Origin of the sequence: Massilia sp. BSC265, assembly GCF_000740675.1 — a bacterium.
Taxonomy (GTDB): domain Bacteria; phylum Pseudomonadota; class Gammaproteobacteria; order Burkholderiales; family Burkholderiaceae_D; genus Telluria.
The window spans coordinates 44,972-71,284 of record NZ_JPXI01000030.1 but is presented as its reverse complement, the minus strand read 5'-3'; the positions used below and the strand labels follow the sequence as shown (position 1 = coordinate 71,284).

Here is a 26,313-nt window from a genome sequence, read left to right as displayed (position 1 = left end):
GGGCTTTGTATGAGCTGGCCCCGTTTTCCTGTTCCGGATGTGACCCCGTGTTCAGTTGCCTTACAGCTGGTTCAAGGGAATGGCGATGCCGACCACGCGGTATTGGTTCGGGAAACTGCCACGCAAGCTAGCCTTGCCGCTCGGCAGACTGATGCTGTACAGGCTGTTCATCATGCCGGCGCTGTATACGGATGCCAGCGCATGGGCATTGGTGGCCGCCCCCGAACGAATCGTGCTGTGAATGTCGAAACCGACTGCCGCGCCGGCATCGACGCCCAATTTGCCGGTGGCGGCCAGCGTGCCGTCGTTCGGCGGCGACTGCAGCGCAATCTGGTCCAGCATGGTGTCGAGTGCGTACAGCGTGGTCGCGGTGCTTGGGGACAGGTCGTTGTTGGTGTAGGCCGAACCGGTGACCCAGGTGGCCGTCGGCCCGATAGCATTAAGCGCCGTGGCGGGCGGGTAATCCAGGGGATCGTCGACGATGGTGGTGCCTCCGGCATTGACGTTGTGCCGCAGGTTCTGCCCGGTATCGCTGACGACGCGCAAGCGGTCCGCCGCCGGGTTGAAATCCACGCCGAACGAGGTCCCTTCGAGCATCACCGACAGCTGGCTGACCTTGCTGGCCATGGCATTGCGCAGGTCGAGCATGTACACACCACCCATCTTGCTGACGCCGTAGAGCTTGCCGTCCTGGACACGGTAATCGATGCCGACCAACATATCGCCGCGCATCAAGCCGCTAATAAAGCCGATGCTGCGCGCATTGCCGGGGCGGTTTTCGTTGAAGCAGAGCAGTTGCATGTCGTCGGTCAAGCCGACCACCCAGAGTGCGCCGGGATGGCCGCGGCGGTCGGGGTCGGCGCAATGCGATCCTGCGCGCTTGCTGCCGTTGTTGCCGGCATAGTTGTCGGAAGAAAGGCTTGGCAGGGATGCGACGGCAAGGCCGGCGGCAACGGCGATAGTGACGATTTTTTTCACGATACTTCTCCTGAGAAATGCGGTCTCATGGGTCGAAACCGCGGTACTCCTGTGAACGAAAATGTCGAACCGGATGATTCGATGCCAGTACTACGCAGCGCAGGGCCGGATGGATGCAGCAAGGCCTAAATATATTTCGAGCATGTTGCCCCAACGGTGCCGATCGGCTTGCCGCACGGTGACAACAGTCAGCTTGTAGAGAAAAGCCGCTCGTCCGCGTGAACCCGACCGTGAATGGCAAGCGACCAAGGGCACGCCCTGCCCCCATCCACCCGACCATGGACTGCCGTGCGGACAGCACCCGACCAGTTCGACTATGAAGCAGCATTACGCGCCTGCGCCAGGGGGACCGGCAAGCCTTGCGCGGCCTGTACGACCAGGAGGGTGCACGGCTGCTGGGCGTGGCATTGCGCGACATGGTCGTGCTGGCAGCACCGCAGGATATGGCGCCCGGATGGGTGCTCGAACTGGACGACGGGCACGCGCTGCGCCTGCAGCCGCTGGCCCGAACCGCCGTCCCCGACCAGCGCGTCTTGCAGTTGTGGACCAAGGCCGAGGGCTGGAAAGGACCGGTATCCTTGGGCCTCGTCACGCCTGGCCAGCCAACCCGGGTACGGCTCGACAAGCTGCTGCTGCCCGTGCAGCCGAACCAATTGTTCGAGATCACGCTGGAGCCGCGCGGGGGCTCTCCGATCGGCCGTCCGACCGGCCCGATCCTCTATATCGGACGTGCAGCGAAAATGTCTGAAAAATGAAAAACGGGGCTCGTGGCCCCGTTGGTGTTTTCTGGTTCAGAACTCAGTGCAGCAGGCGTGGTTCCTGCTCGTCGTCACCGAAGAGGTCGTCGAACATGAGCGCATCGGGCTCCTTGCCCTGGCTCCACAGGACCATCAGCACGATAATCTTGAGCTTGCCCAGCGCCACCGGCGATTCGTCGCAGGCCAGCGCGCGTTCGATGACGATCTCGCGCTGCACGGGGCTCAGCACCTTGGCGCTTTCGAGGAACTGGATGAAGCCGATCGCGGCGCTACCCAGTTCGATGTACTCCTCGTCCACATAATAGCGGATGCCGGTGCATGCATCGATGGCGTCGGAAACTGCCGCTTCGGTCAGCCCGGACAGCCAGTCCAGCGCCTCGGAAATCTCGATGTCATCGAAACCGACGGCGGACAGCTTGCGTGCCAGGGCCGCCGGCTCGGGGCAGGCGTCAGGACGATAGTACGTCTCGTAGAGGTAGACCAGGATGTCGAACATAGTGACGCTACTGTAGCAGCTAAGCTCGCCGAGGCACAAGTGTGGCACGCGACGTGGCGTCCTCCGCGTAAAAAACGTTGTTTCGCGGCCTTGTTCGTTCGCTCAGTTTTGTCGATATTTAACAATTTACAGGCCAAACATTTCACAAAAATATCTCAAGAAGAATACTCTTTCCTGCATTGCCCCATGCGGCATGCATACGCTAGCACAGGCATACTTCAGGGTTTACGCCGTTCGAACCACGCGCTGCACCCGGCCATCGGGCAAGCGTTCGAGCAGCCCTGCAAGTTCGCGCGCCAGCAGTTCTCCGGCCAGTGCGCCGGCATCGATGCCCAAACGATCGAGCAGCGCATCCGGTTCGATTGGATCGTGGCCGAGTACATCCAGCAAGGCGTCGTTGCCGCGAGCGACCGGCCTGGGCATGGCATGCCGCACGAGCGGTGAAACACGCAAGGCCTGCAGCACTTCGTCGACGGTCTCGACCAGCTGTGCGCCTTCACGGATCAACTGGTGGCAACCCTTGGCCAGTGCCGAATGGATCGACCCGGGCAATGCGAATACGTCGCGCCCCTGCTCGGCCGCCATCTGCGCCGTGATCAGCGAGCCCGACTGCGCCGCCGCTTCGACCACGAGCACGCCGGCCGCCATGCCGCTGATGATGCGGTTGCGGCGTGGGAAGTTGCCGGCAACGGGCGGTGTGCCGAGTGCATATTCACTGAGGATGCAGCCTTCGTCGGCAATGCGGTGCGCCAGTAGACGGTTGCGTGCCGGGTAGACACGGTCCGCTCCGGTGCCGATGACCGCGACGGTCGATCCCGGGCCGCGCAGGGCACCTTCGTGTGCGGCGGTATCGATGCCGAGCGCCATGCCCGACACCACGCACAGGCCCGCCTGCGACAGGCTTTCGGCAAAGGCTTCCGCGTTGGCCCTGCCCTGCACGCTCGCATTGCGGCTGCCGACCACGGCGATCATGGGCGCGGACAACAATGCCCGCTGTCCATTTAAATAAAGCAGGAGCGGAGGATCGGAGATGTGCCGCAGGGCTTCCGGATAATCGGCGTCGTACAGCGTGAGGAGGTGGTGGTTCGCCTGCGACAGCCAGGCCAATGTGAGCTCGACCTGCCGTGCCAGTTCGGACGAGATGGGCGCGCACAGCGCGGCGGCCTGCGCGGCCGGCACGTGGGCGGCAAGGGCCGCATGGCCGGCGCGGAAGATGGCCGCGGGGGAACCGAATGCAGCCAGCAGCAGGTTCGCGGTCCGGCACCCCACCCCGGCCGTCTGCTCCAGTCGGATCCAGTCGGCAATGGCGCGGGTGTCTGGAGGGCTGGATGGGTGGGGGGCCGTGTCCTGCACGGTAGGATTTACTCCGGTGAGCGCGCCACGTCGCCGACTTCCACCGGCGCCGTCACTTGCATGATCAGGCCGTACGAGACGTTACTGAACACGCGGAAAATGAACAGGCTGCCGTATTCCTCGTCGGGCAGCTTGATGGTCTGTCTGCCGAAGCCGAGCACGCCTTTCTTGGCGGGGTCCGGCACCGTCTTCCCGAGATGATAGAGCTGCAGCACGGAACCGACATCGAGTCCGTCAATACTCCCTCGATTGACGGTGACCACCTGGCTCTGGCCGGCGTAGCTCACGCCTGCATGGATCGACATCACGCGCGCGTCGACCGCCTGCGCCGGCGCATGCGGCATGTAGTTGCGCACCGGGGTCGGCGGCATCGGGATCAGGAGATCGCCGACGCCCATTTCCTGGCGCGTCTCGGCAACGCGGAAGGTATGCGCATCCACGCCAGGCGCCGCTTCGCGGTCGAGCGTGACGGTGCCCAGGTAGGCGGCTTCGTGCGCCAATACCTTGCCGGTCTGCGGATCGCGCAAGGGGCCGCTCGGACGGAAGACCTGGAAGGTCTTACCGCCCTGCAGCTTGCCTTTGACATAGACACGGTCGCCGGTGCCGAGGTAGACGCGTCCTTCCTGCGACGCGACGATGCGCGGGGCGGCGGCCAGCGCGCTGGCTTCGACCAGCAGCGGCTGGGTCAGGTAAGGCTCGATCATGCCTGCCGGGATCGATTGCACGGCGTCGCGCTCGAGCGATTCGCTGCGCAGTTGCGGCGACAGCTTGGTGAGGGGCGGCTCGTTTGGCCCGTCGCCACGGCGGCCGTCGCTGCCCGGGCGGGTCAGGGACAGGCGCCCGCGCGTACGGTCGAAATAAATGACCTGGCCGGGATAGATCCAGTGCGGGTTGCGGATCTCTTCGCGGTTCATGCCCCAGACCTGGGGCCAGCACCAGGGGTTCTGCAGGAAAGTGCCGGAGATATCCCAAAGGGTATCGCCCTTGACCACGACATGCTGATCAGGGGCGTTCGGGCGGAACGCGCAGCTTGCGGCTGATGCTGGAGCGGCCTGGACCGGGCTTGCCACGGCACACGCGACGAGCGCCGCGGCAGCAGCGCGGGTCACGACTGTGCTAAAATTTTTCATTGAAACGTCCGTCATTGCGTCCGTAAATTCTCGGCTTTGACACCGGATGGCTGGCAGCGCGCATCGTCTGCTGGAAATTGACAGCACGATGACCCGCTCCTGATCGACAAAAGGTTGCCGTACTGAATCAAATTCTGCACATAAATCCCTGAACTAGCAAGACAAACCGCGTCCTGCCGGAGCGGCGATGTGTTGCATTTCCGTACGCCCTCCGCGTTTGCCAGACCTCTTATTGAACTGATATTCCCTCTTACTATCCGACCATGGCCTTACTGAAGATCCTCCGCTACCCCGACCCACGCCTGCACAAGGTTGCCAAGCCGGTCACCGAATTCGGCACCGAGCGCCTGCGCCAGCTGGTCAGGGACATGGCCGACACCATGTACGATGCACCGGGCGTCGGCCTGGCCGCGACCCAGGTGGACGTGCACGAGCGCGTGATCGTCATCGACGTCAGCGAGACCACCGACCAGCTGATGGTCTTCATCAACCCGGAAATCACCTGGGCCAGCGAAGAGAAGCAGGTCTACGACGAAGGCTGCCTGTCGGTGCCCGGCATCTACGACGGCGTCGAGCGTCCGGCGCGCGTCAAGTGCAAGGCCTATGACGTCGAAGGCAAGGAGTTCGAGGTCGAGGCCGACGGCCTGCTGGCCGTGTGCATCCAGCACGAGATGGACCACCTGATGGGCAAGGTCTTCGTCGAGTACCTGTCGCCGCTCAAGCGCAACCGCATCAAGGCCAAGCTGCAGAAGGAAGAGCGCAGCATGGAGCGCGACGCCGCGCTGCGTAGCGCCCGCCGCTGATCCGCCGATGAAAGTCGTTTTTGCCGGCACCCCCGAGTTCGCCGCCGTCGCCCTGCGTGCCCTGCACGAGGCCGGCTTCGAGATTCCCCTGGTCCTGACCCAGCCCGACCGCCCCGCCGGGCGCGGCATGCAGCTGCAGGCATCGAGCGTCAAGCAGTACGCGCTGGCGCACGACATGGAAGTAGCGCAGCCGCTGTCGCTGCGCATGGACGCGAAAGACCCGCAGCGCGCCGAAGAAGCGCATGCCGCCCATGAACGCCTGCTGGGGCTCGATTACGACGTGATGGTGGTGGCGGCCTACGGCCTGATCCTGCCGCGCAGCACGCTCGCTATCCGCCCCTGCATCAACATCCACGGTTCGCTGCTGCCGCGCTGGCGCGGCGCCGCACCGATCCACCGCGCGATCGAAGCCGGCGACCTTGAAACCGGCGTGACCATCATGGGCATGGAAGAAGGCCTCGACACCGGGCCGATGATGCTGATCGAGCGCGTCGCCATCGAAGACACGGACACCACCGGCAGCCTGCACGACAAGCTGGCCGCGCTGGGCGGCCGCATGATCGTCGAGGCGCTGCGCAAGATGGAAGCCGGCCAGTTGGAAGCCGTGCCGCAGCCGGAAGAAGGCGTGACCTACGCCGCCAAGATCAGCAAGGAAGAAGCCAAGCTGGACTTCGGCTTGCCGGCCGAGCTGCTGTGGCGCCGGGTGCGTGCGTTCAATCCCTTCCCGGGGGCGCACGGGCTGGTCGACGGCGTGACCGTCAAGGTGTGGAATGCGGAACTGGCCTCCGGCGATGGCGAACCAGGCCAGGTGCTGGCGACGGGTCCGGATGGCATCGTGGTCGCCTGTGGCCAGGGTGCACTGCGCATGACTGAACTTCAAAAGCCTGGCGGCAAGCGCCTGGCTGCGGCGGAGTTTCTCAAGAGCTTCCCGTTGACCGGAAAAAGCTTTTCGTAGGTCGGCAAGCCGGCCACCCTACGGCAAAGCGCTCTACAAAAGAAAATCGGGGCATCCGCCCCGACCATTCACTTCATCACTTCTCTTGCGATGCTACCGCGCGCTGCGCTTCCATGTACTCGCGCAGTACCTGGTTGATACGGGTCTGGTAACCCGGACCAGCCGACTTGAACCATTCGAGCATGTCCACGTCCAGGCGGATCGTCACGATCTGCTTTACGCCATTGATCGTTTGTGGCTTTACGGCGACAGCCGGTTCTTCGATGCGGTTCACCGGCTGATCCCAATCCGGCTCATATTCTTTGTTCATGCAATCATCCCGTTAAAAGCTCCGCCAACACTGTGGCGACGGCGTTAATTGTCGTCCGTGTATGTAACGTAAAGATTGCGGATGTGTGAGGTTTTGTAACGCCATGTAACAGTTGGGGAAATCCATACATAAAGATACATACACGGATCGGCAATTCCGGCCTCGGCAGAGCGATGCCGCGTCATGACGTATAATCGTAGACCGCCCAACAGTAAACGGCCAGTAAAGCCGTTTTTCGAGAAAGACGCCAACATGAACGCCCCACTTCGCCCCATCTCTCCGATCGACTCGCAGCTGCGCGACATCCTGAAGCGCCGCATCATGATCCTGGATGGCGCGATGGGCACCATCATCCAGCAGTACAAGCTGGACGAAGCGGCCTACCGCGGCGAACGATTCGCGGACTTCAGCGCGCCGCAAGGCGCCGGCCGGCGCGAGCTTTTTGTGAAGGGTAACAACGAACTGCTCACCCTCACCCAGCCGCAGGTGATCCAGGAGATCCACGAGCGCTACCTCGCTGCCGGTGCCGACCTGATCGAAACGAATACCTTCGGCGCGACAAGCGTGGCGCAGGAGGACTACCACATGGCGCATCTCGCCTACGAGATGAACGTGCAAGCCGCCAGGCTCGCGCGCGCCGCCTGCGACAAATACAGCACCCCGGACAAGCCGCGCTTCGTGGCCGGCGCCCTCGGCCCGACCCCGAAGACCGCCTCGATCTCGCCCGACGTGAACGACCCGGCCGCGCGCAACATCACCTTCGACCAGCTGGTCGAGAGCTACCACGAACAGGTGCGCGGCCTGGTCATTGGTGGCGCCGACGTGCTGCTGGTCGAGACCATCTTCGACACCCTGAACTGCAAGGCCGCGCTGTTCGCGATCGACCAGTACTTCGACGAGCATCCGGAAACGCCGCGCCTGCCGGTCATGATTTCAGGCACCGTCACCGACGCTTCGGGCCGCATCCTGTCGGGCCAGACCGTCCCCGCCTTCTGGAACTCGGTGCGCCATGCCAAGCCCATCACCATCGGCCTGAACTGCGCCCTCGGCGCCGCGCTGATGCGCCCCTACGCCGAAGAGCTTGCTAGAATCGCCGACACCTTCGTGTGCATCTATCCGAACGCCGGCCTGCCCAACCCGATGAGCGACACCGGCTTCGACGAGCTCCCCAGCGACACCTCGTCCCTGCTGGCCGAATTCGCCGACGCCGGCTTCGTCAACATTGCCGGCGGATGCTGCGGCACCACGCCCGAGCATATCGCGGCCATTGCGAAGGTCCTCGAAGGCCGCGCTCCGCGCCAGGTGCCGGAGATCCCGGTGGCGATGCGCCTGTCGGGCCTGGAGCCCTTCACCATCGACGACAGCTCGCTGTTCGTCAACGTCGGCGAGCGCACCAACGTCACCGGCTCCAAGGCCTTCGCGCGCATGATCCTGAACGAGCAGTTCGACGAGGCGCTGTCGGTGGCGCGCCAGCAGGTCGAGAACGGCGCCCAGGTCATCGACATCAACATGGACGAGGCGATGCTCGACTCGCAGGCGGCGATGACGCGCTTCCTGAACCTGATCGCGTCCGAACCGGACATCTCGCGCGTGCCGATCATGATCGACTCCTCCAAGTGGAGCGTGATCGAAGCCGGCCTCAAGTGCGTGCAGGGCAAGGCCATCGTCAACTCGATCTCGATGAAGGAAGGCGAAGAGGAATTCATCCGCCAGGCCAGGCTGTGCCGCCGCTACGGCGCCGCCGTCATCGTGATGGCCTTCGACGAGCAGGGACAGGCCGACACTTTCGCCCGCAAGACCGAGATCTGCGGCCGCGCCTACAAGGTGCTGACCGAGCAGGTAGGCTTCCCGCCGGAAGACATCATTTTTGATCCGAACATCTTCGCGATCGCCACCGGCATCGAGGAGCACAACAACTACGCCGTGGACTTCATCGAAGCCACCGCCTGGATCCGCAAGAACCTGCCGCACGCGAAAGTCTCGGGCGGCGTATCGAATGTCTCGTTCAGCTTCCGCGGCAACGACCCGGCGCGCGAGGCGATCCACACCGTCTTCCTGTACCACGCGATCAAGGCCGGCCTGACCATGGGCATCGTCAACGCCGGCATGATCGGCGTCTACGACGACCTGTCGCCGGAGCTGCGCGAGCGCGTCGAGGACGTGGTGCTGAACCGCCGTCCGGACGCCACCGAGCGCATGATCGAATTCGCCGGCACCCTGAAGGCCGGCGGCGGCAAGCAGGAACAGAACCTCGAATGGAGGGAAAGCCCGGTCGAGAAGCGCCTGGCGCACGCGCTGGTGCACGGCATCACGCAGTGGATCGTCGAAGACACCGAAGAGATGCGCCAGCAGGTGGCCAACAGTGGCGGGCGCCCGATCCACGTGATCGAAGGCCCGCTGATGGACGGCATGAACATCGTCGGCGACCTGTTCGGACAGGGCAAGATGTTCCTGCCCCAGGTGGTGAAGTCGGCGCGCGTCATGAAGCAGGCCGTGGCCCACCTGGTGCCCTTCATCGAAGAAGAAAAGGCGGAAGAAGAACGCCGCACCGGCGTGGTCGCCAAGCCGAAGGGCAAGATGGTCATCGCGACCGTCAAGGGCGACGTGCACGACATCGGCAAGAACATCGTCTCGGTGGTCCTGCAGTGCAATAACTTCGAGATCGTGAACATGGGCGTGATGGTCCCGGCCGCCGACATCCTGGCCAAGGCCAAGGAAGAGAACGCCGACATCGTGGGTCTCTCCGGCCTGATCACGCCTTCGCTGGAAGAGATGGCCCACGTGGCGCGCGAGATGCAGCGCGACCCCTACTTCCGCGAGAAGAAGATTCCGCTCCTGATTGGCGGCGCCACCACCAGCCGCGCCCACACCGCCGTCAAGATCGCGCCGCACTACGAAGGCCCGGTCGTCTACGTGCCGGACGCCTCGCGTTCGGTGTCGGTAGGCCAGTCGCTGCTGACCGAGGACACGCGCGACGCCTACATCATCGAGCTCGCCCAGGACTACGAGCGCATCCGCGTGCAGCACGCCAACAAGAAGGCGCTGCCGATGCTCACGCTCGAACAGGCGCGCGCCAACAAGGCGCGCCTGGAATACATCCCGGCCAAGCCGAAATTCATCGGCCGCCGCGTGTTCAAGAACGTCGACCTTGGCGAGCTGGCGCGCTACATCGACTGGGCGCCCTTCTTCCAGACCTGGGACCTGGCCGGCCCCTACCCTGCCATCCTCACCGATGACGTGGTGGGCGAAGCGGCCACCAAGGTGTTCGAGGAAGCCCAGGCGATGCTCAAGAAGATCATCGAAGGCCGCTGGCTGACCGCCAACGGCGCCATCGCGCTGCTGCCCGCGAACTCGGTGGGCGACGACGACATCGAAATCTACACCGATGAATCGCGCGAGGCGGTCGCCTTCACCTGGTACGGCCTGCGCCAGCAGGGCGTCAAGCCTGTGGTCGACGGCGAACAGCGCCCGAACCAGTGCCTGGCCGATTTCGTGGCGCCGAAGGAATCGGGCATCCCCGACTACATCGGCATGTTTGCGGTCACGGCCGGCTTAGGGATAGAGAAGCACGAGCAGCGCTTCGAGGCGGCCCACGACGACTACTCCTCGATCATGCTCAAGGCCCTGGCCGACCGCCTGGCCGAGGCCTTCGCCGAATACCTGCACGAGCGCGTGCGTACCGACCTGTGGGGCTATGCGGCCAACGAGGACCTGTCGAACGAGGCCTTGATTGCCGAGTCCTACCAGGGCATCCGTCCGGCGCCGGGCTACCCGGCCTGCCCGGAACACACGGTGAAGGCCGAGCTGTTCCGCACCCTGCAGGCGGAAGAGATCGGCATGGAACTGACCGAGTCCTTCGCGATGTACCCGGGCGCGGCGGTGTCGGGCTTCTACTTCGCGCACCCGGAATCGAAGTACTTCGTGGTCGGCAAGATCGGCGAAGACCAGCTCGAGGACATGGCGCGCCGCCGCGGCATGGACAAGAGCGAACTCGAGCGTTACCTGGCGCCGAACCTGTCGTAATCCCTGCGCCGCCGCGCTGCCATGAAGATGGCGCGGCGGCCTGTCTTCCGCCTTCAAAAAAACTTCTTTCTGGCGACACTGTCTAAGGCAGTGTGTGCGATCCTGCTTGAAAGGAGGACATCATGGCTCTTGCGTCCAAGCGCTGGCAGGACCAGCTCATGGTCCTGATCGGGGTCTGGCTGTTCGTCTCGCCGTGGGTACTCGGCTACCCTCCCGACTCGCCTCCGGCCATGAACGCCTATATCGCCGGCGCGATCATCGCGCTGCTGGCCGCATTCGACCTGGTCAAGACCCGTGTCTGGGCGGTGCTGCTGAATATCGTCGTGGGAGTGTGGGTGGCGGTATCCCCCTGGCTGGTCGGCGTCGTGCGTGACCCGGCCATGACATGGAGCCTCGTCATCGCGGGCGTCGCCACGATCGTGCTGGGAGTGTGGGAGCTGCGCAGCGATCCGGAGCTGCACAGGCAGTGGACGCACTCCGGCACGACCGGATAATCCGCTGACGCGCTGTTGTAGGGTGGGCAGGAAACCTGCCCACCCTACGTTGACACGGCCAATCCGACGCTACGAAATCGCGAATCAAATCGCATAGCGAACGACCTTGTCGCTCCATTCGAAGGCCGATATCTCGAGTTCGGCCAGGTCATCCCCATCCATCGACAGTTCCTGCAACGCAGGCATCACTTCGTCCTGCGCATCGTCCATGCGCTCGATCGCCTCCGCCAGGCGCAGCAGCTCGCCGAAGAAGCCGCGGCGCACCAGCAGCGCATGGCGCACTTCGTCGATTACGGGAATCTGTTCGACGATGTCCTGCATCGGGATGCAGAACAGCGTATCCATCAGCGACATCATACCCACCGTGAAGGCGACGTCCGAGACGTTGCGCTGGCCAGGGCGCAGGCGCTGCGCCAGCAGTTCCATCAAGCGCGCACGGGTGGTGGCCAGCATCAGGAGCGGGCTCATGTTATGGCCGCGCACGCCGGGTTCGGCATACAGCAGGATCTGCAGCCAGCGCTGCAGCTGGCGGCGGCCCAGCAGCATCAGCGCCTGGTTGACCGACTCGATTCTCCGCCCTGCCCCGGCCGCCGGCGTGTTCACCAGTCGCAGCAGGTTCAGCCCGAGCGTCACGTCCTTTTTCACGGCATGCTCGATCTCGGCATTGTCCGCGTCCGAGGTCACCAGGTTCATCAGGTCCATCACCGCCGCCTGCGACGGCGACAGTTTGCGGCCGGCGATGACGGTCGGCTTGGCAAAATAATACCCCTGGAAGTAGTCGAAACCGATGTCCAGGCAAGTGCGGTACTCGTTGTGGGTTTCGACCTTCTCGGCCACCAGGCGCTTGCCGGTGCCGCGCAGGCGCGGCGCCAGCGACAGCAAGGTCACTACCGGCAGTTCGCGCAAGTCAATCTTGACGTAGTCGATCACCGGCAGCAGGCGGGCCAGGCTAGCGCCGTGGGCCGAAGCCTCGGCCGCGAAGCGAAAGCCGTGCTGCGACAGTTCGGTCATGCGTTGGATCACGGCATCGTTCGGCTCGACCGAGCGCACGATCTCGAGCACGGTGCGTTCGCGCGGCAGGAAGGCGAACATGTCGCTGTTCAAGACGTCCGTGTCGACGTTCAGGAAGGCGGTGGCGTCGCCGATGGCGCGCGCCAGGCCCAGTTGCGAGGCATGGTGGATCACGCTGGCGCTGGCCGACAGGCCGGAATCGATCTCTGCCTTCCCCTGAGCGCTGCCGCGGAACAGCAGTTCGTAGCCGAACAGCGCCTGGTTACGGTCGAGCACCGGTTGGCGCCCGAGGTAGAAGTTGCGCAGTGTCAGAGGCTGGGAAGCCTGGTCATGGCTGGCGGTATCGGTCATGTCGTCTCGGAAGGCTCGCGAACATGGTTACTTTACCGTATCCGCCCCTGTTAGTGGATTAGTAGCATTAATTAATCGGTGGAATGTTAGCCCTTGTCATTATTGAGGCAGCCCATCCACGAAGAGCTTCAGTTCGCCGGGCGCGAAGTGGGTCCAGGTTTCGTTGCTGGTCAAGGGTTCGGTCACGATGATGGCGACCCGGTCGTTCGGGGTGGTCACCTGCGAAAAGTCGACCGACAGGTCTTCGTCCGACAGGTGCGCTGCGGCGAACGGGTACTGGCGCACGATGTAGCACAGCTTGGTCGAGCAGTGCGTGAACAGCGCGGTGCCGTCCGAGAGCATCATGTTGAAGGTACCATGGGCGGCGACTTGCGGCACCAGTTTTTCGAGTGCGGCGCGCAGCTCGGCAAGCGAGGGCGCCGTGCCCGACGAGCCGTCGCCGAACTCGTCGCGCAGGCTTTGCATCAGCCAGCAGAACGCCAGCTCGCTGTCGGTATTGCCCACCGGGCGGAACGGCCCGTGCAGCGCGGGTGCGAAGTCCTTCAGGTCGCCGTTGTGGGCGAACACCCAGTAGCGGCCCCACATCTCACGCACGAAGGGATGGCAGTTCTCGAGCGCGACCTGGCCTTGGGTAGCCTTGCGGATATGGGCGATGACGTTGGTGGACTTGATCGGGTAGCGCTTGATCAGTTCGGCGATGGGCGAGGCGATGGCGGCCTGGTGATCGACGAAGTGGCGTACACCCTTGCCTTCGAAAAAAGCGATGCCCCAGCCGTCGTGGTGGGTATCGGTGCGTCCGCCGCGGTGGGCGAAGCCGGTGAAGGAGAAAACGATGTCCGTGGGGACGTTGCAGTTCATTCCGAGGAGTTGGCACATGCGCGCAGCTTACCACGCCAGAGGTGCCGGAGGCAGCGACACTGCCCCACGAAACGGCGAGTCACTGTCCCTGGATGGGGCAGTGACGCCTTTCTGAAGATCAGTGCAGCACTACAGGCTGGCTCATCAGGGTGTCATAGGAACCCAGGAAGTCGTCGATTTCTTCCATGGTCGGCTCGCTGGCGATGAGGTTGTTCACATCGCGGCGGAAAGATTGAGCCAGTTTGCCGCCGATGAACGCTTCGCGCCGGCCGGCCTTGTCGACGATCTCGTACCCGCCAAAGCGCAGGGCTTCGAGGTCGCGATCAACGCCAAATTCGACGACGCTGTACTGTTCGCTGTTGTAGATCATGTTCATGATGACTCCTTCTCTCGATCAGAGTGGTTGTGCGATCAACCGCTTGGCGGCAGGCGGTTGATAGATCACTTCGGTTAAGAGGTGGGGCTCGCTGAACCGATTTCAAGTACACGCAAGGTCAAACAAGGATGTCAGGCGTGGACGGTCGGACCCAGGGCCAACAGCTGATCGTATGGCGCTGCTTGCAGCCACGATCGCAACTGATCAAGATGCTCACTGCTCGCCACACCGATGAACAGGCGTTCGGGGCCTTGGCGCAACAGTCGATTCAATGTTACACGCAAAACCAGGTTCCCGGTACAGCACACGCACCCGGGTGCGAGTCGGATAAGTCTTACGGAAGGAAGATCGGGGATGGGCGTGCTGCCTGAGGCAAGCCCTTCGAGGATGACGGCGCTGAAGAATTCAGCCTCTGCCGCCCGACCGACTGCCGGCACGGGGCCATCGAGCAGTGTGGCAATGGCGGCCTCGCGCGCGCCCGCGCTGGGGCCGGTGACCAGGGTAACCGGAACAGGTCCGGCCAATCAGACGCCCTTCTTGGCGAGCTTGCCCGGCTCGACGCCGAGCTGCTTGAGCTTGCGATACAGGTGGGTGCGTTCCAGGCCGGTCTTCTCGGCCACGCGCGTCATGCTGCCGCCTTCGCGGCCCAGGTGGTGTTCGAAATACATGCGCTCGAAGGCGTCGCGCGCTTCGCGCAGAGGCAGGTCAAAGGACAGCGTGTAACCTGTTCCTTCGCCCTGCGAAATCGCATGCACCAGGCGCGAGCCGTTGGCCATCTGCGGCGCCGCCTGCGCGAACATCGGGCTAGCCGCGGCGCTGGCCATGCCGGCGCCGCCGCTGTCCGCCACGGGAATGGTGGCGGCCACGACCGGGCGCGGCGGCACCAGGGGAGCGCGCGCCACTTCCTGCGCGCGGGTCAGGCCCTGCTGCACGGCCTTGAGCAGTTTCTGCAGGGCGATCGGCTTTTCCAGGAAATTCAGGGCGCCGATGCGGGTCGCTTCGACGGCGGTGTCGATGGTGGCGTGGCCGGACATCATGATGACCGGCATGGTGAGCAAGCCGTCGCGCTGCCATTCCTTGAGCAGGGTGACGCCGTCGGTATCCGGCATCCAGATATCGAGCAGCACCAGGTCGGGGGCGCCGGCGGCGCGCGCCTCGCGCGCCTGCTGCGCATTCTCCGCCAGCGTGATGGCGTGGCCTTCGTCGCCCAGGATTTCCGAAAGCAACTCCCGGATGCCCATTTCATCATCAACTACGAGTATGTTCGCCATCTGTTTGCCTTCCTGATCTCTTACCCGTCTTGGAGCGCCTGACAAAACCTCCATAGCCGCGCTGCAGCTCCTTGCCGTACAAGCGTACCGTCTTGTTCGCTGCGTCGGAGGGCCGAATCCCTTGCTCTGAAGGTGTTGTCAGGCGCTCTTGGCGTGATTGTATGCCTCTATTATATTTCGGCCAAGTTCGCCTCGGGAGCTAACTTTAACAGCAAAATGAATACTGACGCGCCACATCCGTCCGGACGGTTTCCGATATCGATCCGGCCACCGTGTTCGTCGATGATCTTTTTGACCATCGGCAGGCCCAGGCCGGTGCCGCGCGCCTTCGAGGTGACGTAGGGTTCGAAGGCGCGCGCCAGGATGCGCGGCGAGAAGCCGGGGCCGTTGTCCGTGATCGCCAGGCGCACCGCGGTGCCGGCGGCGCCGTCCGCGCCTTCGTAGTGGATCGCCTCGGTGGTGACGTCCACCCGCGGGGCCGGCGCATCGGGCGCGCGGTCGACCAGCGCATCCTGGGCGTTCTGGATCAGGTTGTGGATCACCTGGCGCAGCTGGGTGGCGTCGCCCATCACTTTGGGCAGGTCCGGGGCCAGCGCGGCGTGGATGATGTCGGAGCCGTCCTCGGCCAGGTAAAGCTGCAGGATCTCGTCGATCAGGCCATTCAGGTCGAGCGGCTCCAGCACCGCCGGCGGCGTGCGCGCATAGTCGCGGAAGTCGTCGACCATGCGTTTCATGGCGTCGACCTGGTTGACGATGGTGCTCGTGCTCTTCTTCAGCAGTTCGGCTTCCTGGGGCGGCAGGCTCGATTCCAGCTTCATCTGCAGGCGTTCGGCCGACAGCTGGATCGGGGTGAGCGGGTTCTTGATCTCGTGCGCCAGGCGGCGCGCCACCTCGCCCCAGGCCACCGAGCGCTGGGCCGAGATCACGTCCGAGATATCGTCGAACACCACGATGAAGCCGCTGCCGGTGCCCACCGGCAGGCGCGAGCCGCGCGCCAGCAGCGTGATATCGTGGTCGTGCTCGTCGCCGCTGCCGCGGCGCGGGATCTCGATCTGCTGCTGCCAGTGGGCGCGTTTGCGCCCGCTGCCGGCCGCCGACTGCGCGCTCTGCGCCGAGATCGCGCGGGTGACACAGTTGTAGAAGGTCTCCAGGCCCGGGATGCTGGCCAGCGGACCGGCCAGCGCACCGGGCTCGACCTGCAGGATGCGATAGGCGGCGTCGTTCGAGTTCACCACCCGCCCTTCGGCGTCGAGCACGATCACGCCCGCCGACATATTGGCCAGCACCGACTCCAGGTGGGCCTTGGCGTTCTGCAGCGCCATGCGGTTGCGCTCGACCGCGCTGCGCGCCTCGAACAGCTGGCCGGTCATGGCATTGAAGGAGCGCGTCAGGGTGCCGAGTTCGTCGTTGGTTTCGACGGTCGGGCGCGGCGACAGGTCGCCCTCGGCCACCGCCTGCGTACCCTCGGCCAGCACCAGCAGCGGCTGCGCCAGGTTGCCGGCGATGAGGAAGGCGCTGCCGATTGCCCCGAAGATCGCCAGCAGCAGGGTCAGGGTCAGGGTCACGACGTACATCTTGCGCAGGCCGCGCCGGGCCTGGTCGCGCGAGCGGTATTCCTCGGAGGCGCTGCGCAGCACCACTGCATTGGAGGCCAGGTTCACCGGCACCGACTGCAGCAGCTGCAGGTAGCGCGGCTCCATGCCGGACGCTTCGGGCACCGCCAGCACGACCCGCAAGCGCAGGCCGGTGGCGGCGTCCAGCGCGTTCTGGCCTGGCGCCCCCGCCTGTGCGGACGCCTCGCGGTCGATCGTGCCTTCCGGGCGCGCATAGCCGCCCGGAAGTGCCGCCGACTTGAGCATGTCAGGCGTCGGGCGGTCCAGTTCGAGCTTGGCGTTGCGGTCCTGCGCGCTCGATGCCAGCACCGTGCCGTCGGCCGTGAGCAGCATCGCACTCTGCAGCCCGCTGATGTCGTTCACCAGGCCGGTCAGGACGCCCTGCACCATCACCGCATCCTGGCCCGCGAGCGTGGCGGCCGCGGTCTGGCCGGTGGCGCCCAGCTCGGCCACGGCTTCGTCGAGGGCGGCGCGGCCCAGGTTCAGGCCGGACTCGATGGCAGCTTCGATCTTGACGTCGAACCAGCTCTCGATCGAGTGCGAGACGAACTGCACCGACACCATGAAGATCACCAGCCCCGGCAGGATGCCGATGCCGGCAAACAGCAAGACCAGCCTGGCGACCAGGCGCGAGCCGAACTTGCCGGCCTTGTAGCGTGAGTACAGGCGCGCCAGCGCGACGATCACCAGGATCAGCAGCAGCCCCGCAATGCCGGCGTTCACGCCCAGCAGCCAGGTGTAGTAACGGTCGAAGAAGCCCGAGTTGTCGGATGCCGAGGCGAGCAGGAACAGCAGGATCGAGCCGATGGCGCAGCCCACCACCAGTGCGTAGCGCAGCGCCCGGTTGAACGATTTACCCCGCATTGCGTTACTCCGCACGGTAGGTGAAGGTCTTCCGGTTGGTGCTCAGGCGCCAGCTTGAGTCATTGATGGCGTTCACCTGCAAAGGCTTGTTCAGGAAGTCGCGGTCCATGAACATGCGCACCGACACGTTGTAGACCTCGCCCTTCTTGAGGGCGTCCCTGGGTGCGATCAGCCAGCGCGCCGGGCGCCGGATCAGCGACAGGGCGTCGTCGAGGGTATTGAAGGGCTGCGGTACGCTGCCGCCGGTGGTGACGATGTACTGGCGCGTGAGCATGTCGTAGGAGATGCCGATGGTGCGCCTGGAGAGCACCGCCTTCTCGTCGCGCCACCACCAGCGCGGGCGCGTCATCTCGATCTCGGTGGTGAAGTGCAGCTTGATGCCGTGCTGGAGCGCGTCCTGCAGTTCGTGGTTCAGGTCGAAGGCAAACGCGGTGTTCAGGCGGTAGCCGTCTTCGCTGGCCTGGATTTCGACCTTGGTGATGTCGATGACCTCGGCCGCCCGTGCCTGCGTGCACGCGAAGACCAGCAGCAGCTGGCAAGCGAGGAGGCAAAGAAAACGTAAGGTCACAGGTACGCCGGAGCCTAAAAATTGAAAGCCGAGGTTGTCTAATGGATCATCGCGCCATTTATTTTTTTTGGAATAGCGCATAGAACAAGCCGTCATGATCCTGCCCGGCACCGCTGGCTGGCAGCAGCTGGCCCGGCGCGTCGAGGCGGAGGGCGTCGTGGCGCGCCGCGAACGCGGCAGCCTGCGCCTCCGATTCCTGGGGCCAGAGCGAACATGTCACGAACAGCAATTTACCATTGGGCAGGAGCATCTGCCAAAGATTGTCGAGTATTTTCGTGGAAAGTGTTGCAAGTTGGAGCGTGTCGGACTTGCGGCGCAGCCAGCGGATGTCCGGGTGGCGGCGCACGATGCCCGAGGCCGTGCACGGCACATCGGCCAGGATGCGGTCGAAGGGACGGCCATCCCACCAGTCCGAAGTCTGGGCCTCGGCCGCAACCAGCTTCGCACCCAGGCCCAGGCGGCCCAGGTTGTCCTTGATGCGCGCCAGGCGCTGCGGATCGGCATCGACCGCGGTCAGGTCGACGTCGGCGGTCTCGAGGATGTGTCCGCTCTTGCCGCCCGGCGCCGCGCAGGCGTCCAGCACGCGCATCCCATCATGCAGGTCGAGCAGCGGCGCGGCCAGCTGGGCGCCGGCGTCCTGGACCGACACCACGCCCTCGTGGAAGCCCGGGATGTGGCTGACGTTGACAGCCTGCGCCAGGCGCACGGCGCTCAAGCCCACCTGCGCCGCCTCGATACCGGCATCCGCCAGCGTCTTCAGGTAGGTCTCGACGTCGAGACGGCGGCGGTTCACGCGCAGGGTCAGCGGCGGATGCACGTTGCCGGCCGCGAGGATGCGTTCCCACTCGGACGGGTATGCGGCACGGGTACTGTCGATCCACCATTGCGGATAGTTCCAGCGCGCCAGCGGCTGCTTCAGCGCTTCCGCCACCAGGGCCTCGCGCTCGCGCAGGAAGCGGCGCAGCACGGCGTTGACCATGGCCTTGGCGTGGGCAAAGTCCGGATGGCTGGCGGCGGCCCCCACGGCCTGGTCCACCACGGTGAAGGCTTCGTAGGGCGCACTCGCGCCCGGCGGCGGGTCGAGCAGGGCCAGCGCGGCGCACAGGAGGCCGCCCAGCATCGGCGGCTCGGGCGCCTTCGTCGTCATCATGCCCAGCAGGGTTTCGCTGCGGCCCAGCTGGCGCATGCTGCGGTAGGCGATGTCCTGGATCGCGCCGCGGGCTTGCGGGGTCACCTCGTAGGCCGTAAACACGGCGGCAAGCGCCTGCGGCAGCGCGGTGCCCCCGCGCACGCGCGCCACGGCATTGGCCGCGCCCAGCAGGGCCAGGGCCAGGGAATCCGCCTTCAGGTCAGGTCGGTAGTCGCGCTGCGGCGCCACCTTGACTTCATGGCTCGGGCGCAAACCCGCCGTGCCGCGCGGTGCGGCGTGCTCGGGCCGCTCGCGGCGGGCGACGGCCGCCTCGCGCTCGGGCGAAGGGCGGTACGTCGGTTTCGAACCCGCTGGCGCGCCACGCTCCTGGCTCGGCTTGGCAGCCGGTTGCGCCCCGCCCCGCGGCGCAGGGGAACGCGCCGGCTTGGCTTTGGGTTTCAGGGTGAGCGTCGGGCGCTTGTCGGTCATGGCGAGGTCAATATACGGTCGAAAAAGGCCCTCATTGTAACGGCTTAGGCTTTGGTACCGCTTAAGCAATGCATGAGCGGTGCATCAGCAGCGCATCAGCAACGCATGAGCCGGATACGCGCAAAACACGGCAACTTGCCGAGGTGAACATATTGCGTGCTGCGCCAAACCAGTATAATGATTGCTGTTTGCCTGCCCGCAGGCCCGCCATTTTTATCAGACCGACATCCCATGCTCGCCCAACAAAAACAACAAATCGTTGCCCTGTTCCAGGCCGCCCTTGCGCCGATCGTCGCCGGCACCGATCTCACCCCGAACGTCGTCCTTGAGCGTCCGCGCGACCCGAGCCACGGCGACATCGCCTGCAACATCGCGATGCAGCTGGCCAAGCCGCTCAAGACCAACCCGCGCGAGCTGGCTACCCGCCTGGTCGCCGCCCTGCTCGCCGAGCCTGGCGCTGCCGGCCTGGTCGAATCGGCCGACGTTGCCGGCCCCGGCTTCATCAACCTGCGCGTGGCCCCCAAGGCCAAGCAGGCGGTCGTCAAGACGGTGCTGGAGCAAGGCGATGCGTTCGGGCGCGGCACTTCGGGCCATGGCCACCACGCGATCATCGAATTCGTCTCGGCCAACCCGACCGGCCCGCTGCACGTCGGCCACGGCCGCCAGGCCGCGCTCGGCGATGCGCTCTCGTCCCTGTTCGAATCGCAGGGCCACCAGGTGACCCGCGAGTTCTATTACAACGATGCCGGTGTCCAGATCGCCACCCTCGCCACCTCGGTGCAGGCACGTGCGCGCGGCTTCAAGCCGGGCGATGCCGAATGGCCCGAGTCGGCCTACAACGGCGACTACATCGCCGACATCGCTAGCGACTTCCTGGCCAGGAAAACCGTCGCGGCCAGCGATGGCGAGCCGGCCACCGCCTCGGGTGACGTGAACGACATCGAATCGATCCGCCGCTTCGCCGTGACCTACCTGCGCAACGAGCAGGACCAGGACCTGCAGGCCTTCGGCGTCAAGTTCGACAACTACTACCTCGAGTCCTCGCTCTACGCGGACGGCAAGGTGGAAGCGGCCGTGCAGGCGCTCGTGGATGCAGGAAAAACGTACGAGCAGGAAGGCGCGCTGTGGCTCAAGACCACTGACTACGGCGACGACAAGGACCGCGTGATGCGCAAGTCCGACGGCACCTATACCTACTTCGTGCCGGATGTGGCCTACCACATCCAGAAATTCCGCCGCGGTTTCGACCAGGCCATCAACGTGCAAGGCAGCGACCACCACGGCACCATTGCGCGCGTGCGCGCCGGTTTGCAGGCGGTGGACATCGGCATCCCGCAGGGCTATCCCGACTACGTGCTGCACAAGATGGTCACCGTGATGAAGAACGGCGAAGAGGTCAAGATCTCCAAGCGCGCCGGCTCCTACGTCACCGTGCGCGACCTGATCGAATGGTCGGGCAACGGCGACGTCACCCGCGGTCGCGACGCCGTGCGCTTCTTCCTCATCTCGCGCAAGGCCGACACCGAATTCGTGTTCGACGTCGACGTCGCGCTCAAGACCTCGGACGAGAACCCGGTGTACTACGTGCAGTACGCCCATGCCCGCATCTGCTCGGCGCTCGCCAACTGGGGCGGAGATGAAGCCCAACTGGCGCAGGCCGACCTGTCGCTGCTCGACACGGCACACGAAGCAAGCCTGCTGGCGAAGCTGGCTGCCTATCCGGAAATGCTGGAGCGCGCCAAGCTGGAACTGAGCCCGCACCACGTCGCCTTCTACCTGCGCGAACTGGCCGGCGAGCTGCATAGTTACTACTTCGCACACAAGTGGCTGCTCGACGACAACGAGCCGCTGAAGCTGGCGCGTCTCGCCCTGGCCCTTGCTACCCGCCAAGTGTTGCGCAACGGCCTGGCCCTGATCGGCGTGTCGGCACCAAGCAAGATGGAACGCGCCCCGACCGAAGCCCAAGAGTAACCCTCCATACCCAGCGCAACATGACCGCCATCCGTACCTTCTCACCGCTGCGCCAGCGCGGCAGCACCCTGACCGGCATCATCATCGGCCTGATCATCGGCCTGGGGATCGCGGTGGCGGTCGCGCTCGTGATCACCAAGGGCCAGTCGCCCTTCACCGACCGCTCCAACAAGATGGGCCGTCCGGCCGACCTCGAGCCGAGCCAGGCAAGCGATCCGAACAAGCCGCTGTACGGCAAACGCGACGCCGCACGCGAAGCGAACCGCGAAATCGCCGAGCGCGCCAGCCGGCCGGCGCCGGCAGCAGCGCCCGCACCGGCACCGGCAGCGGCAGATGCCGACCCGCTGGGCCAGGCCATCGCAGGCATGCAGGGTGCCGTGGCGCCGGCCGCTCCGTCCACCGCGCCCGCCCCTGCCCCGGCAGCCACTGCAGCAGCACCGGCCGCCGGCAGCGACGGCTACATCTACTACCTGCAAGCCGGCGCCTTCCGCGAGATGTCCGATGCCGAGAACACCCGCGCCAAGCTGGCCCTGCTCGGCTTCGAAGCCGCGATCACCGACCGCAGCACCGACAGCGGCGTGCTGCACCGCGTGCGCGTCGGCCCGTACAGCGGCCCGGAAGCCATGAACAAGGCGCGCGCCAAGCTGCTCGACAGCGGCATCGACGTCGCCATCGTCCGCAACCAGCGCTAACCCGTTCCCATCGCACTGAAGGAACCGCATGAACCCGCTTCGCCGCCTGATCTGCTCCGCCGCCATGCTTGCCGCCCCCGCGCTGGTGACCGGTACTGCCGCAGCCTCGCCCGCAGCACCGAAGGAAGGCGCCGAGTATCAGGTCCTGCCGGAAGCGCAGCCGACCGACAGCGGCGGCAAGGTCGAGGTGATCGAGTTCTTCGCCTATTACTGCCCGCACTGCTACGCCTTCGAGCCGCACCTGGCTGAGTGGGTGAAGAAGCAGGGCGACAACATCGTGTTCCGGCGCGTGCACGTGCCGCGCGGACCACAGGTTCAGGCGCAGCAGCGCCTGTTCTTCACGCTTGAATCGCTCGGCCTGCTCGAGCAGTTCCACGGCAAGGTGTTCAACGCCTACCACGTCGACCGCGTGTCCTTCGCCCAGGACGAGCAGGTGTTCGACTGGGCCAGCCGCGCCGGCATCGACCGCGCGAAATTCATCGACGCCTACCGCTCCTTCGGCGTGCAGGCCAAGGTGCGCCGTGCCCAGGCGATGATGGAAGCCTACCGCATCACCCACTGGCCAATGATCGCGGTCGACGGCCGCTTCCTGACCTCGCCCGGCATGATCGGCGAATCCGGCAACGTCAGCGGCAACGAGGCGCTGCAGGGCACCCTCCAGGTGATGGACAAGCTGGTCGCGCGGGCGAAAGCGGACAAGAAATGACCGTAGGGCCGGCCCGCGCGGACCGGGTGTTCATCACCGGCGCCTCGAGCGGTATCGGCGCAGCGCTGGCGCGCGAATACGCGGCGCGCGGCGCCTCACTCGGCCTGCTGGCGCGGCGCCGCACTGTATTGGAAGAGCTCCAGGCCAGTCTCCCCCATCCCGGACGCCACCGCATCTACGCAGTGGACGTCACCGACCGCGAGGCGGTGGCCGGCGCAGCGGCCGACTTCATCGCGGCAAACGGCGGCGCCGACATCGTGATCGCCTGCGCCGGCATCTCGCACGGCACCCTTACCGAGCGCCCCGGCGACCTGCCGGTGTTCGACGCCGTGTTCGCCACCAATGTCGGCGCCACCATCTCCACGTTCGCGCCCTTCATCGCCGGCATGAAAGCCCGGCAGGGCCCGCGCCGCCTGGTCGGGATCGGCAGCGTGGCGGGCATCCGCGGCATGCGCGGCGCCGGCGCCTACTGCGCCTCCAAGGCCGCCGTGCACAGCTACTGCGAATCGCTGCGCCTGGAACTGCGTGCTTCCGGCATCAAGGTGGTGACCATCGCCCCCGGCTATATCGATACACCCATGACCCGCAACAACCGTTTTCCCATGCCTTTCCTGATGCCTGTCGAGCGCTTCGCGGCGCAGGCAGCCGACGTGATCGCGCGCGGCGCCAGCTACCGCGTGCTGCCCTGGCAGATGGGCGTCGTGGCCAAGCTGCTGCGCCTGCTGCCGAATGCCTTGTTCGATCTTGCGTTCTCGCGCGCTCCGACAAAACACAGGATCGATGAACCGCGGGGGCAAGCATGAACGCGGACCGTATCGCCTCGCTGTCCCGGGCCGGCGTCGCCGTGGAGGTCGTGCCCGAGACCGGCTCGACCAACGCCGACCTGCTGGCGCGCGCCGCACAGCTGACGCAACCGGTACTGCTGGTCGCCGAGCACCAGACCGCCGGGCGCGGCCGCGCAGGCCGCAGCTGGCTTTCCTCCGCCGGGAATTCGCTCACCTTTTCGCTGGCCTGGAAGTTCGACGGTGGCCTGCAGCAGCTCAGCGGCCTGCCGCTGGCGGTCGGGGTGGCGCTCGGCGACGCGCTGGGCCAACTGGGCGTGCAAGTCCAGCTCAAGTGGCCGAACGACGTGCTCAAGGACGGCGACAAGCTTGCCGGGATCCTGATCGAGACCCAGTCCGCCTCGGTCGACAGCGGCGGCGGCACCTGGGCCGTGATCGGCATCGGCCTGAACCTGATCATGCCGGACGAGGTGGAAGCGCTCCTCGGCCGCAGCGCCGCCGGCGCGCCCTGGCTGGCGCGCATGGAGCGCGACGTCCTGATGGCCGCCCTGCTCGACGCGCTGGCCGACGCGCTGCGCCTGTTCGCGCAGCAGGGTTTTGCCGCCTTCAGCGCACGCTGGAACCTGCGCCATGCCTGGCAGGGCCGCCCGGTCGTCATCCTCGACGACGGTCAGGTGCTGCAGGAAGGCCTGGCGGCGGGCGTCGACGACTCAGGCAGGCTGCTGCTCGACACGGCCGAGGGACGCACTACGGTGCTGGCCGGTGACGTGTCATTGCGGCTCGGTGAGTGAGACAAGAGAATGAATCTGCTGCTGATCGACGCGGGCAATACCCGCATCAAATGGGCGACCGCTGCGCCGGGCGCTGCGCTGGGCGCCTGGACGCAGGCCGATGCGGTCTCGCACGCCGGGCTCGATGGGGCGGCCGATGCCTGGCGCCGGGCCTGCGTGGCGCGCGCCATCGTCTCCAACGTCGCCGGTGCCGCCCTGCGCGAGCGCATCGCCCAGGCGCTGCCGGCCGGGATTGCCGTCGAATGGTTCGCCTCCACGGAGGCGCGCGCAGGCCTGCAGAACGGCTACCGCACCCCCGGCCAGCTGGGCTGCGACCGCTTCGCCGCCGCCATCGGCGCCCGCGCGCTGGCGCCCGGACAGGACGTGGTCGTGGCAACCTGCGGCACCGCGACCACGGTGGACGCCGTCACGGCGGACGGGCGTTTCATCGGCGGCATGATCCTGCCGGGCCTGGCCCTGATGGCCGGCTCGCTGGCCCGCAATACGGCCCAGCTGCCCCAGGTGGCGCCGGGAGCAGCGCCTCCTCCGGTCTTCGGCGACAACACCGACGACGCCATCGTCTCCGGCGTCCTGTCGGCGCAGGCCGGCGCCATCGAGCGCGCCTGTACGGCGCACGGCGCCACGGCATGCATCGTCTCCGGCGGCGCGGCGCCCTATATCGCGCCGGTCCTCAAGTTCCCGCATCGGGTGGTCGATAACATCGTGCTGGTCGGCCTGCACGCGGCGGCCGCCTGAGGATGGAGGAGCACACTTGGTGAAATTCGTATTCTGGGCACTGCTGGCGCTGAACGCCCTGCTGCTGGCCTACGGCCAAGGCTACCTCGGCAGGCTCGAGGGCGGCGAGCGCGAACCGCAGCGCCTGAAGAACCAGCTGGCCGTCGAGCGCATGGTGATGCTCACCGCGGCCGAAGCAAGGGCAGCCGCCGAGACGGCCGCGCCCCCGGCCGCACCGGAACCTGCCGCACCCGAGCCCGCACCTGCGCAGGCGCCTGCGCCGGCGGTTGCGACCATCGCCTGCACCCAGGCCGGCGCGTTCACGGTCGCCGACGCGCGCCGCTTCGAGACGCGCATCGCCCGCCTGGGCCTGGGCGGGCGTGTGTCCCGCACCAGCGTGCCCTTCCAGGAAGTCACCAGCCACCTCGTCTACCTGCCGCCCAACGGCGGCAAGGAAGGCGCCGACCGCCGCGTGGCCGAACTGAAGGAACGCGGCGTCGAGAACTTCTTCGTGATGCAGGGCGAATCGCCGCTCAAGTGGGCGGTGTCGCTGGGCGTGTTCAAGACCGAGGCCGCCGCGCAGAGCCTGGTGGCAGCGCTGGGCAAACAGGGCGTACGCGACGTGCGGGTGCTGCCGCGCGGGCCGCAAGGCACGCGCGCGGCATGGCAGTTCCGCGATTTGACGCCGGACGAGCGTGCACGGGTGGCGGGCATCGCCGACGATTTCGCCGGGGTGCACGTGCGGCCTTGCCCGTAAGGTAGGCGGATTTCCGGCCACGCGGCGATACCCGCAAATCATTCAGCCGCGAATCTGCTGGCGGCCGTCG

23 protein-coding genes and 1 pseudogene are annotated in these 26,313 nt (G+C 65.8%); 12 read left to right on the top strand and 12 right to left on the bottom strand.

Going from position 1 to position 26,313, the window contains the following annotated elements; genetic code table 11:
* Positions 1 to 60: 60 nt before the first annotated feature.
* A complete protein-coding gene (locus MA09_RS10110) occupies positions 61 to 978 on the bottom strand; it encodes a DUF4394 domain-containing protein (protein ID WP_051933354.1) in 918 nt (305 codons plus the stop codon).
* Between the two features lie 404 nt (positions 979 to 1,382).
* On the opposite strand from MA09_RS10110, the pseudogene MA09_RS10105 reads away from it, so the two are divergent.
* A pseudogene (locus tag MA09_RS10105) lies at positions 1,383 to 1,733 on the top strand (anti-sigma factor domain-containing protein); the annotation flags it as partial.
* 43 nt (positions 1,734 to 1,776) lie between these two features.
* Here the strand turns inward: MA09_RS10105 and MA09_RS10100 are convergent.
* The 3 genes from MA09_RS10100 to MA09_RS10090 form a co-directional block, all read right to left on the bottom strand.
* A complete protein-coding gene (locus MA09_RS10100; protein WP_036247727.1) occupies positions 1,777 to 2,232 on the bottom strand; it encodes a DUF494 family protein in 456 nt (151 codons plus the stop codon).
* A 225-nt stretch (positions 2,233 to 2,457) separates the two neighbouring features.
* Positions 2,458 to 3,585 carry a DNA-processing protein DprA gene (dprA, locus tag MA09_RS10095; RefSeq protein WP_036247725.1) on the bottom strand — a complete coding sequence of 376 codons (1,128 nt, stop codon included), beginning with the start codon at positions 3,583 to 3,585 and terminating at the stop codon, positions 2,458 to 2,460.
* An 8-nt stretch (positions 3,586 to 3,593) separates the two neighbouring features.
* Positions 3,594 to 4,715, bottom strand: coding sequence for a LysM peptidoglycan-binding domain-containing protein (locus MA09_RS10090; RefSeq protein WP_036247722.1), 1,122 nt, complete (start codon positions 4,713 to 4,715; stop codon positions 3,594 to 3,596).
* A gap of 263 nt (positions 4,716 to 4,978) precedes the next feature.
* On the opposite strand from MA09_RS10090, the gene def reads away from it, so the two are divergent.
* Positions 4,979 to 5,518, top strand: coding sequence for a peptide deformylase (gene def, locus MA09_RS10085; protein ID WP_036247719.1), 540 nt, complete (start codon positions 4,979 to 4,981; stop codon positions 5,516 to 5,518).
* Between the two features lie 7 nt (positions 5,519 to 5,525).
* Positions 5,526 to 6,473, top strand: a complete 948-nt coding sequence (gene fmt / locus MA09_RS10080) for a methionyl-tRNA formyltransferase (RefSeq protein WP_036247717.1) — start codon at positions 5,526 to 5,528, stop codon at positions 6,471 to 6,473.
* A gap of 76 nt (positions 6,474 to 6,549) precedes the next feature.
* Here fmt and MA09_RS10075 read toward each other — a convergent pair whose 3' ends face one another.
* Positions 6,550 to 6,783, bottom strand: coding sequence for a BrnA antitoxin family protein (locus tag MA09_RS10075; RefSeq protein ID WP_036247715.1), 234 nt, complete (start codon positions 6,781 to 6,783; stop codon positions 6,550 to 6,552).
* Between the two features lie 252 nt (positions 6,784 to 7,035).
* On the opposite strand from MA09_RS10075, the gene metH reads away from it, so the two are divergent.
* Positions 7,036 to 10,806, top strand: a complete 3,771-nt coding sequence (gene metH / locus MA09_RS10070) for a methionine synthase (protein ID WP_051933353.1) — start codon at positions 7,036 to 7,038, stop codon at positions 10,804 to 10,806.
* A gap of 122 nt (positions 10,807 to 10,928) precedes the next feature.
* Positions 10,929 to 11,300 carry an SPW repeat protein gene (locus MA09_RS10065; protein WP_036247713.1) on the top strand — a complete coding sequence of 124 codons (372 nt, stop codon included), beginning with the start codon at positions 10,929 to 10,931 and terminating at the stop codon, positions 11,298 to 11,300.
* Positions 11,301 to 11,384: 84 nt separating this feature from the next.
* Here MA09_RS10065 and MA09_RS10060 read toward each other — a convergent pair whose 3' ends face one another.
* The 7 genes from MA09_RS10060 to rsmB all read right to left on the bottom strand — a co-directional run bounded on the left by MA09_RS10060 (position 11,385) and on the right by rsmB (position 19,830).
* The gene (locus MA09_RS10060) at positions 11,385 to 12,662 is read right to left on the bottom strand and encodes an EAL and HDOD domain-containing protein (protein WP_036247704.1); all 1,278 of its coding nucleotides are present in this window, start codon (positions 12,660 to 12,662) and stop codon (positions 11,385 to 11,387) included.
* Between the two features lie 99 nt (positions 12,663 to 12,761).
* Positions 12,762 to 13,538 carry a class II glutamine amidotransferase gene (locus MA09_RS10055; RefSeq protein ID WP_036247701.1) on the bottom strand — a complete coding sequence of 259 codons (777 nt, stop codon included), beginning with the start codon at positions 13,536 to 13,538 and terminating at the stop codon, positions 12,762 to 12,764.
* A gap of 100 nt (positions 13,539 to 13,638) precedes the next feature.
* On the bottom strand, positions 13,639 to 13,896 hold the full coding sequence (locus MA09_RS10050; RefSeq protein WP_027865841.1) for a DUF3567 domain-containing protein: 258 nt from the start codon (positions 13,894 to 13,896) through the stop codon (positions 13,639 to 13,641).
* Between the two features lie 524 nt (positions 13,897 to 14,420).
* Positions 14,421 to 15,167, bottom strand: coding sequence for a response regulator (locus tag MA09_RS10045; protein ID WP_036247698.1), 747 nt, complete (start codon positions 15,165 to 15,167; stop codon positions 14,421 to 14,423).
* A 170-nt stretch (positions 15,168 to 15,337) separates the two neighbouring features.
* Complete coding sequence (locus MA09_RS10040; RefSeq protein WP_036247696.1) at positions 15,338 to 17,644, bottom strand: ATP-binding protein; 2,307 nt, start codon at positions 17,642 to 17,644, stop codon at positions 15,338 to 15,340.
* Positions 17,645 to 17,648: 4 nt separating this feature from the next.
* Positions 17,649 to 18,212 carry a DUF4390 domain-containing protein gene (locus MA09_RS10035; protein ID WP_036247694.1) on the bottom strand — a complete coding sequence of 188 codons (564 nt, stop codon included), beginning with the start codon at positions 18,210 to 18,212 and terminating at the stop codon, positions 17,649 to 17,651.
* A 58-nt stretch (positions 18,213 to 18,270) separates the two neighbouring features.
* The gene (gene rsmB, locus MA09_RS10030) at positions 18,271 to 19,830 is read right to left on the bottom strand and encodes a 16S rRNA (cytosine(967)-C(5))-methyltransferase RsmB (protein WP_081897532.1); all 1,560 of its coding nucleotides are present in this window, start codon (positions 19,828 to 19,830) and stop codon (positions 18,271 to 18,273) included.
* 231 nt (positions 19,831 to 20,061) lie between these two features.
* On the opposite strand from rsmB, the gene argS reads away from it, so the two are divergent.
* Genes argS through MA09_RS09995 form a run of 7 tightly spaced genes read left to right on the top strand, consistent with a single transcriptional unit; the run spans position 20,062 to position 26,243 of the window.
* Positions 20,062 to 21,801 (top strand): arginine--tRNA ligase, encoded by a 1,740-nt coding sequence (gene argS / locus MA09_RS10025; RefSeq protein ID WP_036247692.1) that lies wholly within the window; start codon positions 20,062 to 20,064, stop codon positions 21,799 to 21,801.
* Between the two features lie 20 nt (positions 21,802 to 21,821).
* Positions 21,822 to 22,493, top strand: a complete 672-nt coding sequence (locus tag MA09_RS10020; RefSeq protein WP_036247691.1) for an SPOR domain-containing protein — start codon at positions 21,822 to 21,824, stop codon at positions 22,491 to 22,493.
* Between the two features lie 28 nt (positions 22,494 to 22,521).
* Positions 22,522 to 23,199 carry a thiol:disulfide interchange protein DsbA/DsbL gene (locus tag MA09_RS10015; RefSeq protein ID WP_051933352.1) on the top strand — a complete coding sequence of 226 codons (678 nt, stop codon included), beginning with the start codon at positions 22,522 to 22,524 and terminating at the stop codon, positions 23,197 to 23,199.
* Positions 23,196 to 24,002, top strand: coding sequence for an SDR family oxidoreductase (locus MA09_RS10010; RefSeq protein WP_036247688.1), 807 nt, complete (start codon positions 23,196 to 23,198; stop codon positions 24,000 to 24,002). The genes MA09_RS10015 and MA09_RS10010 overlap by 4 nt, the downstream gene beginning before the upstream one ends.
* Complete coding sequence (locus MA09_RS10005; RefSeq protein ID WP_036247685.1) at positions 23,999 to 24,772, top strand: biotin--[acetyl-CoA-carboxylase] ligase; 774 nt, start codon at positions 23,999 to 24,001, stop codon at positions 24,770 to 24,772. The genes MA09_RS10010 and MA09_RS10005 overlap by 4 nt, the downstream gene beginning before the upstream one ends.
* 9 nt (positions 24,773 to 24,781) lie before the next feature.
* On the top strand, positions 24,782 to 25,507 hold the full coding sequence (locus MA09_RS10000; protein WP_036247682.1) for a type III pantothenate kinase: 726 nt from the start codon (positions 24,782 to 24,784) through the stop codon (positions 25,505 to 25,507).
* A 19-nt stretch (positions 25,508 to 25,526) separates the two neighbouring features.
* Positions 25,527 to 26,243 carry an SPOR domain-containing protein gene (locus MA09_RS09995; RefSeq protein ID WP_081897545.1) on the top strand — a complete coding sequence of 239 codons (717 nt, stop codon included), beginning with the start codon at positions 25,527 to 25,529 and terminating at the stop codon, positions 26,241 to 26,243.
* Positions 26,244 to 26,313: the final 70 nt, after the last annotated feature.

Excerpts from the sequence above, each read along its gene's own strand:
- MA09_RS10005 (WP_036247685.1), top strand. The coding sequence starts at position 23,999 with ATGAACGCGGACCGTATCGCCTCGCTGTCCCGGGCCGGCGTCGCCGTG.
- MA09_RS10090 (WP_036247722.1), bottom strand. The coding sequence starts at position 4,715 with ATGAAAAATTTTAGCACAGTCGTGACCCGCGCTGCTGCCGCGGCGCTC.
- MA09_RS10100 (WP_036247727.1), bottom strand. The coding sequence starts at position 2,232 with ATGTTCGACATCCTGGTCTACCTCTACGAGACGTACTATCGTCCTGAC.
- MA09_RS10055 (WP_036247701.1), bottom strand. The coding sequence starts at position 13,538 with ATGTGCCAACTCCTCGGAATGAACTGCAACGTCCCCACGGACATCGTT.
- fmt (WP_036247717.1), top strand. The coding sequence starts at position 5,526 with ATGAAAGTCGTTTTTGCCGGCACCCCCGAGTTCGCCGCCGTCGCCCTG.
- MA09_RS10075 (WP_036247715.1), bottom strand. The coding sequence starts at position 6,783 with ATGAACAAAGAATATGAGCCGGATTGGGATCAGCCGGTGAACCGCATC.
- MA09_RS10020 (WP_036247691.1), top strand. The coding sequence starts at position 21,822 with ATGACCGCCATCCGTACCTTCTCACCGCTGCGCCAGCGCGGCAGCACC.
- def (WP_036247719.1), top strand. The coding sequence starts at position 4,979 with ATGGCCTTACTGAAGATCCTCCGCTACCCCGACCCACGCCTGCACAAG.
- MA09_RS10000 (WP_036247682.1), top strand. The coding sequence starts at position 24,782 with ATGAATCTGCTGCTGATCGACGCGGGCAATACCCGCATCAAATGGGCG.
- MA09_RS10010 (WP_036247688.1), top strand. The coding sequence starts at position 23,196 with ATGACCGTAGGGCCGGCCCGCGCGGACCGGGTGTTCATCACCGGCGCC.
- MA09_RS10045 (WP_036247698.1), bottom strand. The coding sequence starts at position 15,167 with ATGGCGAACATACTCGTAGTTGATGATGAAATGGGCATCCGGGAGTTG.
- rsmB (WP_081897532.1), bottom strand. The coding sequence starts at position 19,830 with ATGACCGACAAGCGCCCGACGCTCACCCTGAAACCCAAAGCCAAGCCG.
- MA09_RS10015 (WP_051933352.1), top strand. The coding sequence starts at position 22,522 with ATGAACCCGCTTCGCCGCCTGATCTGCTCCGCCGCCATGCTTGCCGCC.
- metH (WP_051933353.1), top strand. The coding sequence starts at position 7,036 with ATGAACGCCCCACTTCGCCCCATCTCTCCGATCGACTCGCAGCTGCGC.
- MA09_RS10065 (WP_036247713.1), top strand. The coding sequence starts at position 10,929 with ATGGCTCTTGCGTCCAAGCGCTGGCAGGACCAGCTCATGGTCCTGATC.
- MA09_RS10060 (WP_036247704.1), bottom strand. The coding sequence starts at position 12,662 with ATGACCGATACCGCCAGCCATGACCAGGCTTCCCAGCCTCTGACACTG.
- MA09_RS10040 (WP_036247696.1), bottom strand. The coding sequence starts at position 17,644 with ATGCGGGGTAAATCGTTCAACCGGGCGCTGCGCTACGCACTGGTGGTG.
- MA09_RS10050 (WP_027865841.1), bottom strand. The coding sequence starts at position 13,896 with ATGAACATGATCTACAACAGCGAACAGTACAGCGTCGTCGAATTTGGC.
- argS (WP_036247692.1), top strand. The coding sequence starts at position 20,062 with ATGCTCGCCCAACAAAAACAACAAATCGTTGCCCTGTTCCAGGCCGCC.